Raw genomic sequence first — 16,695 nt, forward strand, 5'->3', positions numbered from 1 at the left:
AATCGGAGAACTCATGTCCTGGAACAATCGAGTGGTCTGGTCGGAAGGCATGTTCATTGGAACACAGCATTTCCAGCAACATGACCGTTACCTGGAAAACCTCATCGATGCCCGCAGTCGGCCATTGTCGGCCGGTGCCTGGGGGTTTTCCGAGTTATTGATCGATCAGGGCCTGCTTGCTCAGGGCAAACTCGCGATTATTTCGGCCCGTGGACTTTTGCCGGATGGGACGCCGTTCAACATCCCTCAGGACGACCTGGCGCCAAGCCCGTTGAGCATTGATGACAATCTGCGTGACGGGCTCATTTACCTGGCCTTGCCGCTGCGCCGTGCTGGCGCGCGCGACACGGTCGATGAAGGCGAAGAACCCGGCGCGGCACGTTACATCAGCCAGGTGCGCGAAGTGCGCGATGACAATGCGCCGTTCGAGAACCGCGCACCGGTAGCCATTGGCTCCCGTGCGCTGCGGCTGTTGACCGCCCAGGATGGCCTGGGTGATTACGCCGCCATCGGCATGGTACGCATCAAGGAAAAGCGCGCCGACCGGGCGCTGGTGCTGGATGACACTTACATCCCGCCGGTGCTGGATATCGCGGCCAGCGCGCTGCTGAGCGCGTTTCGCAGCGAGCTGTTGGGCTTGCTGCATCAACGCGGCGAAGCATTGGCTGGGCGGGTGGTAGCGTCCGGCGCGGGCGGGGCCTCGGAGATCGCTGACTTCATGCTGTTGCAACTGGTCAATCGGGCTCAGCCTCTGATCCAGCACCTCACTCACCTGAGTCCGCTGCACCCCGAGCGGTTGTTCAGCGAGCTGGTCAGCCTGGCAGGAGAGTTCGCTACGTTCTCGCTGGCCGAGCGCCGTCCAGCGGAGTATCCGCCGTACCAGCATGACGATCTCGCATTGAGCTTCACGCAGGTCATGCATGCCCTGCGCGAAGCACTGTCGATGTTGATCGACAGCAAAGCCACGCCGATTCCGATTGTCGAGAAAGCCTACGGTATTCATGTCGCGATGCTGGCTGACCGCAGCCTGATCGACAGCGCCAGCTTCATCCTGGTGGTCCGCGCCGACGTGCCGGGGGAAACCTTGCGCGGGCGCTTTGCCCAGCAGAGCAAAGTCGGCTCGGTGGAACACATTCGAGACCTGGTCAACCTGCAATTGCCGGGCATCGGCCTGCTGCCATTGCCGGTTGCGCCCCGTCAGATTCCGTATCACGCAGGCTCCACCTATTACGAACTGGACCGCGGCAGTGAACACTGGCAGCAACTGATGAAGTCCGGAGGTTTTGCCTTCCATGTGGCCGGTGATTTTCCGGGCCTGAATCTGGCTTTCTGGGCCATCCGAGGATAACTGGCGATGACCCGGAACGACGATCCTTCGAACCCGTTTGCATCCCCCAACGACCGCACGCAGTTCATGCCGCGCCCTGGTGGACGCGGACCGCAGCCGGCAAGTCCGGAGCAACCGACGGCTCCACCTGCTGCTCCCGCTGGCCCTGCGCTGACCGGCAAGGCACAAGGCCTGAACCCGCTGGAGTCTGCCGCCGGTCCATTGCTGGCCTTGCTCACGCGCCTGCGCAGCACCATCGCTCATCCGGCACCGGCAAGTCTGCGCGCACAATTATTGGGTTATCTGCGCCAGTTCGAACAGGACGCCGAAGCTGCGGGTATCGCTCGCAATGAGGTGCTGCTGGCCCGTTATGCGCTGTGTACCGCGCTGGACGAAGCGGTGCTGAGCACGCCTTGGGGCAGCACCAGTGAGTGGGGCAAACAAAGCCTGCTGATCACGGTGCACAACGAAGCCTGGGGTGGCGAGAAGGTCTTTCAACTTCTGGAGCACTGCCTGCAAAGCCCGCGTGAACGGCTGTATCTGCTGGAGTTGCTGTACCTGTGCATGTGCCTGGGCTTCGAGGGTCGCTATCGGGTCATGAATGACGGTCGCAGCCAGCTGGACGCTTTACGTGAGCGGACCAGCGCGGCCATCCGCAGTGCGCGGGGTGAATATGAGCGCGAGTTGTCGCCTCATTGGCGCGGGCTCAGCGTGGCCCGTGATCGCCTTTCCCAATTCATGCCGCCCTGGGTCGGCGTAGCCATTGGCCTGGCGTTGCTGTTACTGCTGCTCTTCGGCCTGCGCCTGAAGCTGGCATCCGATGCCGAACCGGTCTTCAAGAACATCCATGCACTGGGCGAGATTCCAGTGCAGGCCATTGACCGTCCCGTCGTGCAACCCAAGCTGGTAGAGCGGCCGCGTCTGGCGGGCTTCCTCGCTGACGAGATCAAGGCAGGTCGGGTCGCCGTGGAAGACGCAGTGGATCGCTCGGTGGTGACCATTCGCGGTGACGAGCTATTCGCTTCCGCCAGCGCCAACATTGTTGACGATTTCCAGCCGCTGATGCTGCGCATTGCCGACGCGATTCGCAACGTCAAAGGCCAGGTGCGCGTCACCGGCCATAGTGACAATCGTCCTATTGCCACCCTGCGTTTCCCGTCGAACTGGGCATTGTCCCAAGCACGCGCCGAGCAGGTCTTGCAGATCCTCGCCGCTAAAACCGGTCAGCCGCAGCGCTTTACCGCCGAAGGGCGTAGCGACACCGAACCGCTGGCACCGAATAACACCAGCGAAGGCCGGGCGAAGAATCGCCGGGTTGAAATCACTGTTCTGGCGGAGGGGGTCGAGTGAAGGCGTTTTTCGGTTTTTTCATTCGCTGGATCGTCCCGGTTCTGGGCTTGATCGCGTTAAGTCTGATTATCTGGTTTGTCGGTCCGCTGCTCGAAGCCCTGGTGCCGGAAGGTCGTCGCTGGGCGCTGATCATCCTGCTGTTCGCGGCATGGCTGGCGTACCGGGTATTCCGCATCGTTCAGGCACGTCGTCAGGCCGCCAGAGTCATGCAAAGCCTGGCTGAGCAAGAGGCTCCTGACCCGGCCAGTGTGGCCACAGCAGAAGAACTCGCCACCTTGCGCCAACGCATGGACGAAGCGCTGGCACTGCTTAAGAAAGCCCGGTTGGGCGGCGATGAGCGACGCAATCTGTACGAACTGCCGTGGTACGTGATCATCGGCCCACCCGGTTCGGGCAAGACCACTGCGCTGGTCAATTCCGGTCTGCATTTTCCGTTGGCAGCGCAGATGGGGGCGGGCGCGATTCGTGGTGTAGGCGGAACGCGTAACTGTGACTGGTGGTTTACCGATCAGGCCGTTTTGCTCGATACAGCGGGGCGCTATACCACTCAGGACAGCCATGCGCAGGTTGATAAAGCCGCGTGGCTGGGCTTTCTGGACCTGCTGAAAAATCAGCGTTCGCGGCGTCCCATAGACGGCGCTTTCATTGCCATCAGTCTGTCTGACCTGTTGCTTGGTACTGACGCTGAGCGTGAGGCGCATGCCGTTGCAATCCGCGCCCGTATTCAGGAGCTGTATACCCAGCTCGGCGTGCGTTTCCCGATCTACCTGATGCTGACAAAGCTGGATCTGGTACCCGGCTTTATGGAGTTCTTCGATGCCTTGAGCAAAGAGGAACGTGAGCAGGTCTGGGGAATGACCTTTGCCCTCGACGACGGCAAGAACGCACAGGGTCCGCTGGCTGAATTCCTCAGTGAATTCGCCCTGCTGGAGCAACGAATCAACGCACGCCTGGTGGAGCGCTTGCAGCAGGAGCGGGACCCGGCCCGGCGCGACTTGATTTACGGCTTCCCTCAGCAATTCGGCGCGTTGAAGGATTGTCTGCAAAGTTTCCTGGACGGCGTCTTCAAACCCAACGCCTACGAAGACCGTGCTTTGCTGCGTGGGGTGTACTTCACCAGCGGCACCCAGGAAGGCAGCCCGATTGACCGCCTGATCGGCGCCATGGCCCAAAGCATGAGCCTGGACCGTCAGCATCTGGCGCGCCAGAGCGGCACCGGGCGCAGTTATTTCATCCACAAGCTGTTCACCGCCGTGGCGTTCGCCGAGCGGGGGCTGGTGGGCGTCAACCCGAAAGTCGAACGGCGCCGCAAATGGATCGCCCGCGGCGTTCTGGCAGCGACCATCGCGGTGGTGCTGGCGGTCAGTGTGTTGTGGTGGGTCAGTTATCGCGCCAACCAGGCGTACATCGCCCAGGTCGATCAGAAGGTCGCGCCCTTGGGCCAAAGCGTACAAAACCTGAGCCCGGCACAACGCGATGTGCTGGCGGTGCTGCCACTGCTCAATGCGGTCAAGCATCTGGCGGGCGATGCACCAGACTGGTCCGAGGGGCTGGGGCTTTATCAAGGCGACATGCTTGAGGCAGAGTCCGGCAGCGTCTATCGCAAACTCCTCATCGCGGTATTTGCCCCCCGTCTGGTGACACGCATTGAAGAGCAGCTGCACAGCGGTGGCAGCTCTGATTACCTTTACGAGGGTTTGAAGGCCTACCTGATGCTCGCTGACAACGAGCATTACGATCCCGACTTCATCAAGGCCTGGATCGCCCTGGACTGGGACCAAAACCTGCCCCGCGATCTGCCGCCGGAACAACGCCAGCAATTGGGTGAACATCTGCAGGCCCTGTTCGAGCGCCATCCGCCCAATGCACGACTGGACCAGCGCCTGATCGACGACCTGCGCCGCCAGTTGCAACAGTTGCCCGTTGCCCAGCGGGTTTATGACCGGGTCAAACGGCACAAGCTGCCGGAAGGCGTCGCTGACTTTCGCCTCAGTGAGGCGGCCGGTCGCGATGCACCACTGGTGTTTGCGCGCAAGAGTGGCAAGCCGTTGGGCGATCCTTTGAGCGGCTTTTTTACCGCCAAGGGCTATCGGGAAGCCTTTCTGGCCACCAGCCTGACGCAAGCGGGCACGCTGGCAGAAGAGCAATGGGTGCTGGGCCGCGATCAGGCTGATCAACAGAACGTTGCCAGCCTCGCCGCAGACGTAAGGCGTCTGTATTTCCAAGACTACCTGCGGAACTGGGACGCCCTGCTCGCCGACATCGACTTCGTGCCCATCACCAGCGTGGCGCAGGCCGCAGACGTGTTGCGTGTCCTCTCCGGACCTTCGTCGCCCCTGAAGAAACTGCTGGTCGCAGTCGCCAAAGAAACAGACCTGCAACAGGAAGAAAAACTGCTCGCCGCTCAAGGCAAGAAAGTCGACGGCAATGTCGATCAGCTCAAGCAAAAGCTCGGCTCGTTGCTGGGTCAGGAACAACCGGCGAGCAACACCGCAACGCCGGTCAGCAGCGAAGACCCGGTCAGTGCGCACTTTGCCGAACTCAACAGTCTGGTCAGCAAGGGCGAAGGCGAACCGGCCGCCATTGACGGTCTGTTGGCGGACATGAATGCGCTGTATGTACAGGTCAGCGCCATGGTCGGTGCCAGCGGTGATGCGCTGCTTGGCGAGGCGAAAAACTCGGCCACTGCCGCAGCTCAGCGCGTCAGTCTGACGGCAGAGCGCCAACCGCCTCTGGTGCAAGGCCTGGTCAAATCCGTGGTCAGTTCCACCACCAATACGATGATGGGCGGGGTGCGTAACCAGTTGAACGCCGCCTGGGTAAGCGAAGTGGTCAACGTTTATCGCCAGTCCCTGAGCGGGCGTTATCCCTTGTCGCCCGGCAGCAATCGCGATGCCACGCTGGATGACTTCGGCCAGTTCTTCGGGGTTGGCGGAGTGATGGACAACTACTTCCGCAGATACCTGCAACCTTACGTCGATACATCGGCTTCCACCTGGCGCTGGCAGCCCGGTGCGGCACAGAAACTGGGGATCAATGCGGGCGTGCTGCAAACCTTCCAGCGCGCTGCGGCGATCCGCGATGCGTTCTTCCGCTCTGGTGGAACCCAGCCGATGGTGCGCTTCGAGCTAAAGCCCGTGGCCATGGATGCTTCGATCACCCAGTTCCTGCTCGACCTTGATGGCCAGCAGATCAGTTACGACCATGGCCCGAGCCGCCCTGTAGCGATGCAATGGCCGAATGCCGGGAGCATCGGCGTGGTCCGCATGTCGATTTCGCCGCCATCGGCCAGTGGTCGCTCGGCCATTACCCTGGACGGTCCCTGGGCCTGGTTCCGCCTGCTGGAGCAATCGGATCTGGTCGCGGGCAGTTCGCCGGACCGTTTCAATCTGCGCCTGCGGGTCGACAGCGCGAGCATCTCCTACGAGCTGCGCGCCAACAGTGCTTTCAACCCATTCAAGAGTCGCGTTCTCAGCGGCTTCAGCCTGCCGGAGCGGTTATGACGACAGGGTTTTACGGCAAGCTGGCCAGCCGCGGCGATTTTGTCAGCCGTGGCCTGCCACAGAGTTTCATCAAGCCTTGGGACGCCTGGCTCGCTGCCGGGTTGCTCGCCAGCCAGCAGCAACTGGGCAGCCGGTGGCTGGACGCCTATCTGGTCAGCCCGCTCTGGCGTTTTGCAGTCGCCCCCGGTGTGTGCGGGCCTGATGCCGTGGTGGGTGTGCTGATGCCGAGTATTGACCGGGTTGGGCGTTATTTCCCCCTGACCATCGCTCAACCTCTGGCCAACGATCACAGCCTTGGCGCAGTGGTTACCGGACCCGAAGACTGGTTTGAGCAGACCGAATCATTGCTGCTCTCGACGCTGGACGAAGGCGCCAGCTTCGAAGCCTTCGACAGCGGCCTGCAAGGGCTTGGCGCACTGCCTGTCACACCGCGACGGCCTCACGGCAACTTCGCCGGTTTGCAGCGAATGACAGCGACCGAACCTGCGCAGCGTAGCGCTGCACTGGTGGACAAGGCCTGTGACCACTCGAGTCTGTGGTGGGGCAAAGGCTCGGAACAGATCGCGCCGGGCCTGCTGCATTGCGCAGGACTGCCAGCCGCCGCGCAATTCGGCAGTTTTCTGCTTGGGCAAGGAGCCACGAACTAGATGTCTCGCATCACCTATAAATCTGCCTGCTACAGCCACGTCGGCATGGTGCGCAAGATCAATGAAGATGCCTCACTGGAGCTGGCCGAAAACGGTCTGTGGGCTGTGGCCGACGGCATGGGTGGTCACGCCGCCGGGGACTATGTCAGCAGCCTGATCGTGGACAGTCTGCGAGGTATTCCGGTGTCGCAGGATCTGTCGCTGTACACCCGCGAGTTGCGGTCCCGGATGGCCGAGGTCAACGCGACGGTGCGCGAAGAAACCAAAACCCGTGGCGTGAGCATGATGGGCAGCACCCTCGTGTTACTCGCCGTAAGGCAAGACGAAGGCGTGTGCCTGTGGGCCGGTGACAGCCGCCTGTATCGCTTGCGCGACGGTGTGCTGGAAAGCCTCTCCCGTGATCACAGTTACGTCCAGGACTTGCAGGACAGCGGCCTGCTCAGCGAAGCACAGGCCAGAGTGCACCCGCGCGCCAACATCGTGACCCGCGCCATTGGCGTGGAGGAAGGACTGGAGCTGGCCATGGTGCCGCTTCAGATCGTTTCCGGCGACACCTATCTGCTGTGCAGCGACGGCCTGAACAAGACCGCTGAAGACCATGAAATTCGCGACGTACTTGGCCACAGCGACCCGTATCAGGTGGTGCGCAGCCTGATACACCTCGGGTTGACGCGTGGTGCACCCGACAACATCACGGCAATCGTCGTCAAAGCCAACTGAAGAAAGCATCCATGGATATCTCGATACCCGGTTTTGACATAGAAGGTGAGATTGGCGAAGGCGCCATGGCCACGGTCTATCTGGCGACCCAGCGTTCACTGCAACGCAAGGTGGCGCTGAAGATCATGGCCGCGTCGCTCGCCGCCGACCCCAGCTTCTGCGAACGCTTCCTGCGCGAAGGACGCACCCTCGCGCGGTTGTCGCATCCGCACACGGTCACCATCCATGACATCGGCAATGTGGACGAGCTGTACTACATGGCCATGGAATACTTGCCCAACGGCACGCTCAAGGAACGCATCGCTGCGGGCCTGAGCCCTGAGCAGGGCTTGCTGTTCATCCGCCAGATCGCCTCAGCGCTGGGTTACGCCCATGCTCAAGGGCTGGTCCATCGCGATGTGAAACCGGCCAACATCCTGTTCCGGGCCGACGGCACAGCCGTGCTGTCGGACTTCGGTATCGCTAAATCCCTGGACGACCGCACGCAGTTCACTCAGGCCGGTTTTACCGTGGGCACCCCCAGCTACATGAGCCCCGAACAGGCGCGTGGACAGGACATTGACGGGCGCGCCGACCTGTATGCCCTGGGCGTGGTGCTTTACGAGATCCTGGTCGGCAAGCTGCCTTACACCGGTGTCGACGCACTCTCCACCGCGCTGGCTCACCTGACGGAGCCGTTGCCAGAACTGCCGATTCATCACGACCGCTATCAGGACATTCTGCGTCGGCTGTTGGCCAAGGACCCGGCGGAGCGTTTTGCCAATGCCGAACAACTGATCGCCGCGCTGGATAATCTGCCAGCGACAGCCACTGAAAGCACAATTGTTCAACCGCTGCCGATTCCACCACAGGCTGGTCTTGATCTGGCCGGGATCACCCCGGAGTCCATCGAGATTCCCCGCAGCGCACCAACGTCTCCGCCGCCCCCACAGGCAAAACCGACAGCAGAAAAGACAGAGGCTTCCGGACAGCGTCGAGGCCCGATGCTGGCGTTGCTCGGTGTCGCAATTGCTGCTGCCCTCGGCCTCGCGGGCGGGGGTTACTGGTGGATGAGCTCGCAAAGCTCAACGGGAACGACCCAGGCAGACAACACACCGACAACACCCCGCTCGTCAGCGGCAAATACTGCGCCTGTCGGTCAATCGCCAGCGGTAAATCCGGCCCTTGCGGCCAATGCCGATGGCGGGCAGCGCCCACTGTTGATGCCCGGCAAGAAAACCCTGTTCCAGCGTGTGTTGAGCAAGCCCGGTGCAAGCTATGCGAGCGAACCGGGTGGTCAGGCAAGCAAGTCGCTGCCGTCGTTTTCGGTGCTTTACGTTTATCAGCGCCAGACCGTCGATGGCGCCCAATGGCTGCGCGTCGGTGCGGCCAGTGATGGACGCAGTGAAGGCTGGTTACCTGCCGCTCAGGTCAGCGACTGGAAGCAAAGCCTGGTGCTTAAATTCACTGAGCGCTCCGGTCGTTCACCCGTGATGTTCCTGCGCCAGCCCGGCGAGCTGGAAAACATGCTGGGCAACACTACTGCCGCGAGAAACCTCTTGCTCAAGGCGCAAAACGACCCTGACGATAGCCAACAGGTTCTGGCATTGGAGCCAAGCGCCAGCGCAGTACCGCCGGATCAGTTCTACCTGTTGCCGATTTTCGAATCCCGGGAAACCTTCGATGAAAACGGCCAGCCTGTTCAGTTGTTGAATGTGGCGTCCATCGACCCCGGCAGCGAGCAACGCAAATCTGCCGAGAGCGCGAACGCTAAACCACAGGCCAGCACCGACAGCTTCCGCACAGCCGTGGTGCTGGTTGTGGACACGTCGGTGTCGATGCAGCCCTACATTGATCAGGTTCGCACCGTCGTGCACGAACTGCAGAGCAAGATCGCTCAGCGCGGCGAGCTGGACAGTGTCAGCTTCGGGATGGTCGGGTTTCGCAACAACGTCACTAAGACCCCTGGGCTGGAATACTTGAGTAAAACCCTGATCACCCTTGATCAGGGCCGCGATCCAGAGCGATTCATGCGACTGGCCAGTCAGGTCAAGGCAACCTCGGTATCGAGCCATTCCTTCAACGAAGATTCGTTCGCCGGGGTCATGCGGGCGGTCAACGACATGGATTGGTCCGGCTACGGCGGGCGCTTGATCCTGCTGGTCAGTGATGCCGGTTCTCTGCGCAAAAACGACCCTTACAGCAGCACGCAAATGAACGAGGCGGAGGTCCGTCAGGCGGCGCTGAGCAAGCAGATCAAAATCTATGCACTGCACCTGCGCACTGACGCAGGCAAGAAAAACCATGCGCAGGCCGAGCAGCAATACCGCACGCTGACCGCCGACGCCAATCCGAAAATCGGCGATCTCTACATCCCGGTGGCGGGCGGTGACGTCAACAAATTCGGCGCACAGGTCGATGAGATCGGCACGGTGTTCGCCGACCTTGTGCATCAGGTGCGCAGCAATCAAACGCAAGCCGTACCGAATCTGGCCGCTGCGCCCAGCGTTGCCGACAAATCAGCAGCCATCGGTTATGCGATGCATATGGATTTCCTGGGTCGTAAATCTGCCAGCCAGGCCCCCCAACTGGTCAGCGCCTGGGCCGCAGACCGCGATCTGACTAACCCGACACTGCCCGCGTTTCAGGTTTGCGTGATGCTGACCAAGTTGCAACTCAACGACCTGCAGCAATCCCTGAAACTGATCGTTGATGCCGCACGCAAAACCAAGACATCACCAAAGGACTTTTTCCAGGAGATCGCCAGCGCCAGCGCGTACATGAGCCGTGATCCTTCGGCCCTGCGCAAAGGCGCAAAACTGGCCGAAGGCGGCATTCTTGGTGAATACCTCGATGGCCTGCCTTACCGCAGCAAGGCGCTGAGCATGACTCAGGACCTGTGGCTGTCCTTGAGCGTGGCCGAACAGGAAGACTTCATTGACGAACTGGATTCGAAGATCCGTCTGTATGAAACCTTCCACAATGATCTGGCCAACTGGGTCCGGTTCGGTGACGCCGAGCCGGGCGACGCGTTGTATCGCGTCCCGCTGTCGACGCTCCCCTGATGCTCAGTCTGCGAGATGTGCGCAAGACGCGAGGCTTGGGTAGCCAGCGTTACAGCCTGGTGATTCCGCGCCTGGAGCTGATTGCTGGCCAACAATGGGCGTTGCTCGGCCCAAGCGGCAGTGGCAAGAGCACGCTGCTGGATCTGCTGGCGCTGGTGTTGTCACCGGATCATGCCCAGCGTTTTGACTTCTCGACGTCACAAGGCGAATTCGACATCGGCGGCCTGTGGCGTAACGCGCAGCAAAACCATCTGGCGCAATTGCGTAGCCGTCATCTGGGCTACGTGCTGCAAACCGGCGGCTTGCTGAGTTATCTCGATGTGCGCGGCAATATCGCCCTGCCCCGACAATTACTTGGCCTGAAGGACGACGGTCGCGTGCAGCGCCTGGCTGAACAACTGGAAATCGCCGATCAGCTACACAAGAAGCCCTCGTTGCTTTCCGTTGGCCAGCGCCAACGAGCCAGTTGTGCGCGGGCGCTGGCTCACTCGCCGCAGTTGTTACTGGCCGATGAACCCACCGCAGCACTGGACCCGTTCAACGCCAATAGGGTCATGCAGCTTCTGCTCAGAGGTGCGGCAGATCAGCAGACCTGCTGCGTCATCGCCACCCACGACGAAACGCTGGCCCGTACGAACGGCCTGCGTTGCCTGCGGATTGCTTGCCGACGCGATGCGGACGGCGGTGTCACGGCAACCCTTGAGGAGGCCCGCTGATGCGCCCTTCTCTGGTGGCCAGCCTGGCCTGGCAAGATTACCGCGCCGATGCACGCCTTTCGGCCTGCGCCGTGCTGGCGTTGGTGGCCGTGATCGCACCGCTGCTGGTGCTGTTCGGCCTCAAGTTCGGTTTGATCACTAGCCTGACCCAACGGCTGGAGAACGACCCCGGCGTGCGCGAGGTGATCCCCATGGGCGGCGGCCGCTTCACCCGAAGCTTCGTCGAGCTCCTGGCACAACGGCCCGATGTGGCATTCGCCATCCCGCGCACTCGACAAATCGCAGCCACCGCAGATTTGAACAGCCAGGCGGCAGGTCCCGCGGTGAACGTGGAGATAATCCCCACGGCGGCCGGTGATCCGCTGCTGGAAGGTTTGAAAGTGCCCGTGCAGATCAACAGCGTGGTGCTCAGCCACACCACCGCAGAAAAACTTGGCTCCAAAGCCGGAGATTGGCTGGACGCCTCCTTTACCCGGCAAGTCGCCGGGCAGGCACAGGTGCAACGCACTCGTTTGCAAGTGCTGGCGGTGTTGCCGCTGGCGGCCTTCGAGCGCGATGCAATGTTCGCGACTTTGAGCCTGCTGGAGGCAGCCGAAGATTACCGCGATGGCCGTGAAGTCACAGCACTAGGCTGGGCTGGCGACCCGACAACGTCTGCGCAAAAGCGGGTCTACCCGGCGTTCCGGCTGTACGCAAACGACCTCGATGGCGTTGAGTCCCTGCGCCGGTATTTCGCTGACAGCGGACAACTGGTTTCCACTCAGGCCCAGGCTATTGATCAGGTTCGGTCCCTGAGCAACAACCTGTCCATCACCTTCTGGATCATTGCCGGGCTGGCCGTCACTGGCGCATTCGCCGCCATTTTCGCCGGGGCGCTGGCGGCCGTTGAGCGTAAACGACGTGAGCTATCGGTATTGCGTTTGCTCGGTTTCAGTACCGGCGCGCTGCTCCTGTTCGTGGTGCTCCAGGCCCTTTACAGCGGCGGGCTGGCGGCCCTGCTCGCGGCGGGCGTGTATGGCCTGGCCGAAACTGGCCTGAACCGATTGTTCGCGCAAGCAACCAATGAATACGCCAGCCACCTGCTACCTGTTCACTACTTCGTCGCCCTGCTCGCCGTGCTCGGTGCCAGCCTCAGCGCTGCGGCGATGGGCGGCTGGCGCGTGGCCCGAATTGAAGCTTCAGAAGGAATTCGAGATGTTTGAGTTGCGCAGAGCCGCGCTGGCACTGGCTGTTGTCTCGCTATGTATGGCCGGTCAGGTACTGGCCGACGACACCGACAAACTGGACAACCCCAAGCCACTACCGGATGACGTCAGCCTGCCGTTGCCTTGCGACGGCGAAATGGTCTTCCGCTACGTCTACATCCTCGCGCAAGGCAGCCTGGATGATCGAGAAATCAGCCTCGGCTATCCGTTCAGCGAAGGCGAGCCTGGCTACAAACAATCGTTTATTTCCGGCTACCGACGCGACTTCATCAACGGTCAGTTCACCCTCAAGGACTTGTCCAGTGACTGGGGCAAAACCATTGGCCCCGTACTGCCCAAAACTGACAAGGGCACGCCGCTCAAGCCGATGATGTACTTCATCGGCAAATACGAAGTCACGGCGCGTCAATACGCGCAAGTGATGGCTCAGGCTCAGTCGCTGGCCAGCGGTGAACCTGCCCCGGCATGCGAAGTGCCCCAGGGCATGGCCGCACGCTTACCGAAGGTCAAACTGTCACGCTTCGAAGCCGAACGCTTTGCGGCGGTCTACAGCGCCTGGTTGATGAAGAACCATCGCGACCTGCTGCCGGTCAGCGGCCGCGGCAACGATGCCGAGGACGGTGGTATCGGATTCGTTCGCCTGCCCACTGAAGTGGAGTGGGAGTTCGCGGCGCGGGGCGGTCAGGCGGTCAGTCGGCAGGAGCTTGAAGCCCGGCTGTTCCCTCGACGGGTTGAAGGCAGTGAAAGCGACGGCCCGCTCGCAGACTGGGCGGTCTTCAATCAGGTGGCGGGCGGGACCGGCCAGGCCGCAAGACTGACGCCCATTGGCACCAAATTGCCTAACCCCATCGGCATGTTCGACGTCATCGGCAACGCGGCAGAAATGGTTCAGGAATCTTTCCAGCTGGTACATGCCGGACGTCGTCAGGGCACTTATGGCGGCTTCGTGGCCAAGGGCGGCAACTATCTGGAGGGCGAAGGCACGCTGTTTACCGGCATGCGACGCGAGTACCCGCTGTTTGCCGCCGACGGTACCGAACAGAGCAATGAAACCACTGGTTTCAGGGTTGCCATCGGCGCGCTGTCGGCACCCCGCTCACGCTACAAAGAGCTGTTTACCCAGTGGGAAAAGGAAGGTCGCCTGGCCTCGCTGACCGACGCCATTGATGACGCTCAGGACCCGACCAAACGCCTCGACAGCATCATCGCTGCCAGCACCGATACACGTCTGCAAGCCGAGCTGGGACTGGTCAACGAAGAGCTCAAGCGCAACGTCTCGCTGATCGCCCGACAGCGCGAAGAGGCCGCGGGAAACCTCATCCAGTCAGCGGCGCTGGTGGCTGAAACCATCAGCAACTACAACATTCGCCTGACCAATCTCAAAAAGAGCCAGCAGCAGGCGCTGGACGCCAAGGATGAGGCGACCGCCAAGCTATTCGGCACGGCGCTGGATAACGGCCGCAGCGCGCTGGATGGCGCCGTGGCGATCTACATCGACAACCTGGCCACCGGCACCCGCTACACCGATGCGGTGATCCAGGCGCAATTCCAGCGCATCAAGGAAGAACTCAATCGCAAACCGATCATCGGCAAGAGTCTGGTGACACGGGCAACACTATTCGTGCGTCATGTCGGTAACTACCGCCAGCAAAAGCGGGCCGATCCGGCGGCGATATTGAAGGAATTGCTTGCATCGGCAGGTCAGCAATGACCCGTCGTAGTCTTGCAAATACAGAGGGGACTCGGGCGGCTGTAAGCCGCGTCGGGCTAGTCCAAACTAAAGAAGAGAACGCAAATATGCTTTTGTCCCGTAAACCCCTGCTCACCCGTTCCACTGGTCGCGCTCTGATGATGACCGCGGCTGGTTTTGGCGCGGTCATTCTTACCGGTTGCGCCAGCTCCCCAGTCTCCAAAGTAGGCGCGACCACCAAGGTCGAGTACTACCCGACATGCTACGAGCCGGTTCAACACCTGCGCAGCACTGATTCGGACATGACCAAATCGGTCGCTACCGGTGCCGCACTGGGCGCTGTGGGTGGCGCACTGGCCGGTGCATTGACCGGTGACTCCGAGAAGCGTGGCCGCAACGCCGCCATCGGCGCGGCGGGCGGGGCGTTGGTCGGTGGCGCAGCCGGTTACTACACCGAGCGTCAGAAGCAGATCACCGATGACAAGCAGCGTATCGCTTCGTATGCAGGCGACATCAACAAAAGCGCCGCTGACATCGACCGCAGCACGGCTTACGCTCGTGCTTCGCAGTCCTGCTATCAGCAGCAGTTCGCCAACCTGATGACGGCCCGCAAAGCCAAGACCATCAACGACACCGAAGGCCGTAAGCGCCTGGCGGAAATCGTATCGGGCCTGAAAGAATCCAACGACCTGATCGCTGCCGTAAACGGTCGTGCCAGTGAAGACCTGAGCAACTACACCCAGGCTTACGAAAAAGACCTGCAACAAGTCGGTGTACAGCGCACCGACGTAGCAACCGTGGCTGCAGCCGACGCTGCTCCAGCTGCCGCAACGACCACCAAGAAAAAGACCAAGCAGCCAGCGAAAGCCAAACTGCCGGTCGTTCCACAAGAAGCCGTGAAGACCGAGAAAACCCTGGTCGACGCCAAAGCCAAGCAGGCTGAAAGCGACAAAGTCGCTACTGCTGGTAAAAGCCAGGTTGAGGGCATGTGCAAAAGCCCTGACGTAGGCGACTGGGCTCCGGTTCCTTGCCCTAACGTTTGATTGACTGGTTGTCGCTGTAATCGATAACCGCCATCGGCCCTCTCTGCATGAGAGGGCTGCTGGCGGTTATCGTGCATGACAAGGAAGAAATAACATGACCCAGATTCTCACCGGACTGAGCAACAACCCTTCTCAATTCCTGGCCCGCCAACGCATCGAAAGCCGCATCAACCTGCCCCGGCTGTTCGCCGCGATTGATGCCGACCCCGGCATCGTGGGGGCTGGCGTGGTCTACATCGACGCCGACTTCAACGTTGTCACCCTCCGTGAATTCACGCCAATCTGCAGCATCCAGCCCAAGCGCATCATCCTGCGCGAAGCCAAGAAATACATCGCCCCCGCCCAGTTTGCCCACGAAGTGCAAAACAACCCGCGCGAATCACGTGTGGTCAAGGAAGCGGTCGGCGCCACCCTGTCCTGCGCTGGCGCAATACTGGGCTGGCTCGTGGTGTTCAGCGGAACAGTGGCGGTGCCGTTTACGGCGGGCGCTAGTATTGTGGTGGCGGGGATTGGGGTTGCTGCTGCGACTGCAAGCAGTGTTCAGTGCGCTGTTGGCGCCGTACGCACCTTCAAAGAAGCTGAAAACCCTGCGGCTAATGACGCAATGGATAACGAAGAGTGGTACCAAACACTCATGCCGGTTCTGGATGCTGTCTCTCTGCTGGGAGTTGGAGCATCAGGACTGACTACTTTTAAATTTCTAAAAGCTCGTAAAGCGGCGACTGGCCGAAGCTGGTATGAGACCTCCAAAGGATTGTCCCGGCAACAGCGAAAGGCGCTTACAGATGAATTGTTATCACTTCGACAGCCGGAGCTGACTAGCAAGCTCTTAAGACTAAAACAGGCGGCAGGTGTATTGCCCAAGCGCTTCACTCCCACCCAGATACAGCATGCAACTACGACTCAAATCAGAGATGCGTTAGGTGCATCCATTGGACTGGCTGGTTCAGGGACAGTGCAATCCATAGCGGTTGGGCTTTATGAGGAACTTGCCCCATGAATTACACAGATGGCCTCAGAGACTTTCTGGCCCGGTTTTTCCCAACGTTCATCAGCACATTTTTCCTCGCGCTGTTTTCCTTGAGTTGTGCGATTTCACTGGTTGGCAGCACTTATTTTCGAGGACATCCGCTTGAGGCTCGCTACACACTCGTAGCCGTGATTGCTGTGACAGTGCTCCTGTGTTTCGGTAATTTCATGATGATTCGGGGCCGCACCTGGGGTGTCTGGATCATCGTCGCATTGCTGATAATCAGCTTGCTCACGGTGCTTCTCACCTACGGCTACAGGCCCCACATATTCTCCTACACCACCGGCATACTTCTACCCTTGCTTGGGCTGCTGATGCTCAACTCGAAAAGACATCGCGAGATGCGGGAGGAACTGGTCAAAGTTCGTGAGCAACGCGTGAAAGCCCGGAAAAAAGGCCTTAAGCGTCAGTGAGTCGATA

12 protein-coding genes are annotated in these 16,695 nt (G+C 60.7%); all 12 read left to right on the forward strand.

Features of this window, described 5'->3' with window-relative positions; all coding sequences use genetic code 11:
- Positions 1-13 precede the first annotated feature (13 nt).
- Entirely contained in the window at positions 14-1,348 is a 1,335-nt protein-coding gene (tssK, locus tag CKW31_RS03010) for a type VI secretion system baseplate subunit TssK (RefSeq protein ID WP_095092973.1), read from the forward strand.
- A gap of 6 nt (positions 1,349-1,354) precedes the next feature.
- Positions 1,355-2,677 carry a DotU family type VI secretion system protein gene (locus CKW31_RS03015; protein ID WP_095092974.1) on the forward strand — a complete coding sequence of 441 codons (1,323 nt, stop codon included), beginning with the start codon at positions 1,355-1,357 and terminating at the stop codon, positions 2,675-2,677.
- On the forward strand, positions 2,674-6,180 hold the full coding sequence (gene tssM / locus CKW31_RS03020) for a type VI secretion system membrane subunit TssM (RefSeq protein WP_095092975.1): 3,507 nt from the start codon (positions 2,674-2,676) through the stop codon (positions 6,178-6,180). Before CKW31_RS03015 ends, tssM begins: the two co-directional genes overlap by 4 nt.
- Positions 6,177-6,827: a type VI secretion system-associated protein TagF gene (tagF, locus tag CKW31_RS03025; protein ID WP_095092976.1), complete on the forward strand. Its 651-nt coding sequence runs from the start codon at positions 6,177-6,179 to the stop codon at positions 6,825-6,827. The genes tssM and tagF overlap by 4 nt, the downstream gene beginning before the upstream one ends.
- Positions 6,828-7,547: a PP2C family serine/threonine-protein phosphatase gene (locus CKW31_RS03030; RefSeq protein WP_095092977.1), complete on the forward strand. Its 720-nt coding sequence runs from the start codon at positions 6,828-6,830 to the stop codon at positions 7,545-7,547.
- A gap of 11 nt (positions 7,548-7,558) precedes the next feature.
- The gene (locus CKW31_RS03035) at positions 7,559-10,591 is read left to right on the forward strand and encodes a serine/threonine-protein kinase (protein ID WP_095092978.1); all 3,033 of its coding nucleotides are present in this window, start codon (positions 7,559-7,561) and stop codon (positions 10,589-10,591) included.
- A complete protein-coding gene (locus CKW31_RS03040; protein ID WP_095092979.1) occupies positions 10,591-11,307 on the forward strand; it encodes an ABC transporter ATP-binding protein in 717 nt (238 codons plus the stop codon). Before CKW31_RS03035 ends, CKW31_RS03040 begins: the two co-directional genes overlap by 1 nt.
- Positions 11,307-12,509 carry an ABC transporter permease gene (locus CKW31_RS03045; RefSeq protein WP_095092980.1) on the forward strand — a complete coding sequence of 401 codons (1,203 nt, stop codon included), beginning with the start codon at positions 11,307-11,309 and terminating at the stop codon, positions 12,507-12,509. The genes CKW31_RS03040 and CKW31_RS03045 overlap by 1 nt, the downstream gene beginning before the upstream one ends.
- On the forward strand, positions 12,502-14,223 hold the full coding sequence (locus CKW31_RS03050) for an SUMF1/EgtB/PvdO family nonheme iron enzyme (protein ID WP_095092981.1): 1,722 nt from the start codon (positions 12,502-12,504) through the stop codon (positions 14,221-14,223). The genes CKW31_RS03045 and CKW31_RS03050 overlap by 8 nt, the downstream gene beginning before the upstream one ends.
- An 86-nt stretch (positions 14,224-14,309) precedes the next feature.
- A complete protein-coding gene (gene tagQ / locus CKW31_RS03055; RefSeq protein WP_095092982.1) occupies positions 14,310-15,245 on the forward strand; it encodes a type VI secretion system-associated lipoprotein TagQ in 936 nt (311 codons plus the stop codon).
- A 94-nt stretch (positions 15,246-15,339) separates the two neighbouring features.
- A complete protein-coding gene (locus CKW31_RS03060; protein ID WP_095092983.1) occupies positions 15,340-16,245 on the forward strand; it encodes an NAD synthetase in 906 nt (301 codons plus the stop codon).
- Positions 16,242-16,688: a PspA/IM30 family protein gene (locus CKW31_RS03065; RefSeq protein ID WP_095092984.1), complete on the forward strand. Its 447-nt coding sequence runs from the start codon at positions 16,242-16,244 to the stop codon at positions 16,686-16,688. Before CKW31_RS03060 ends, CKW31_RS03065 begins: the two co-directional genes overlap by 4 nt.
- Positions 16,689-16,695: the final 7 nt, after the last annotated feature.

Origin of the sequence: Pseudomonas sp. Irchel 3A5 (genome assembly GCF_900187575.1) — a bacterium.
Taxonomy (GTDB): domain Bacteria; phylum Pseudomonadota; class Gammaproteobacteria; order Pseudomonadales; family Pseudomonadaceae; genus Aquipseudomonas; species Aquipseudomonas folii.

What these genes read in the sequence shown, in the direction of transcription:
- CKW31_RS03030 (WP_095092977.1), top strand. Translation starts at nt 6,828, where the DNA reads ATGTCTCGCATCACCTATAAATCTGCCTGCTACAGCCACGTCGGCATG.
- tagF (WP_095092976.1), top strand. Translation starts at nt 6,177, where the DNA reads ATGACGACAGGGTTTTACGGCAAGCTGGCCAGCCGCGGCGATTTTGTC.
- CKW31_RS03015 (WP_095092974.1), top strand. Translation starts at nt 1,355, where the DNA reads ATGACCCGGAACGACGATCCTTCGAACCCGTTTGCATCCCCCAACGAC.
- tssK (WP_095092973.1), top strand. Translation starts at nt 14, where the DNA reads ATGTCCTGGAACAATCGAGTGGTCTGGTCGGAAGGCATGTTCATTGGA.
- CKW31_RS03050 (WP_095092981.1), top strand. Translation starts at nt 12,502, where the DNA reads ATGTTTGAGTTGCGCAGAGCCGCGCTGGCACTGGCTGTTGTCTCGCTA.
- tagQ (WP_095092982.1), top strand. Translation starts at nt 14,310, where the DNA reads ATGCTTTTGTCCCGTAAACCCCTGCTCACCCGTTCCACTGGTCGCGCT.
- CKW31_RS03035 (WP_095092978.1), top strand. Translation starts at nt 7,559, where the DNA reads ATGGATATCTCGATACCCGGTTTTGACATAGAAGGTGAGATTGGCGAA.
- CKW31_RS03040 (WP_095092979.1), top strand. Translation starts at nt 10,591, where the DNA reads ATGCTCAGTCTGCGAGATGTGCGCAAGACGCGAGGCTTGGGTAGCCAG.
- CKW31_RS03065 (WP_095092984.1), top strand. Translation starts at nt 16,242, where the DNA reads ATGAATTACACAGATGGCCTCAGAGACTTTCTGGCCCGGTTTTTCCCA.
- CKW31_RS03060 (WP_095092983.1), top strand. Translation starts at nt 15,340, where the DNA reads ATGACCCAGATTCTCACCGGACTGAGCAACAACCCTTCTCAATTCCTG.
- CKW31_RS03045 (WP_095092980.1), top strand. Translation starts at nt 11,307, where the DNA reads ATGCGCCCTTCTCTGGTGGCCAGCCTGGCCTGGCAAGATTACCGCGCC.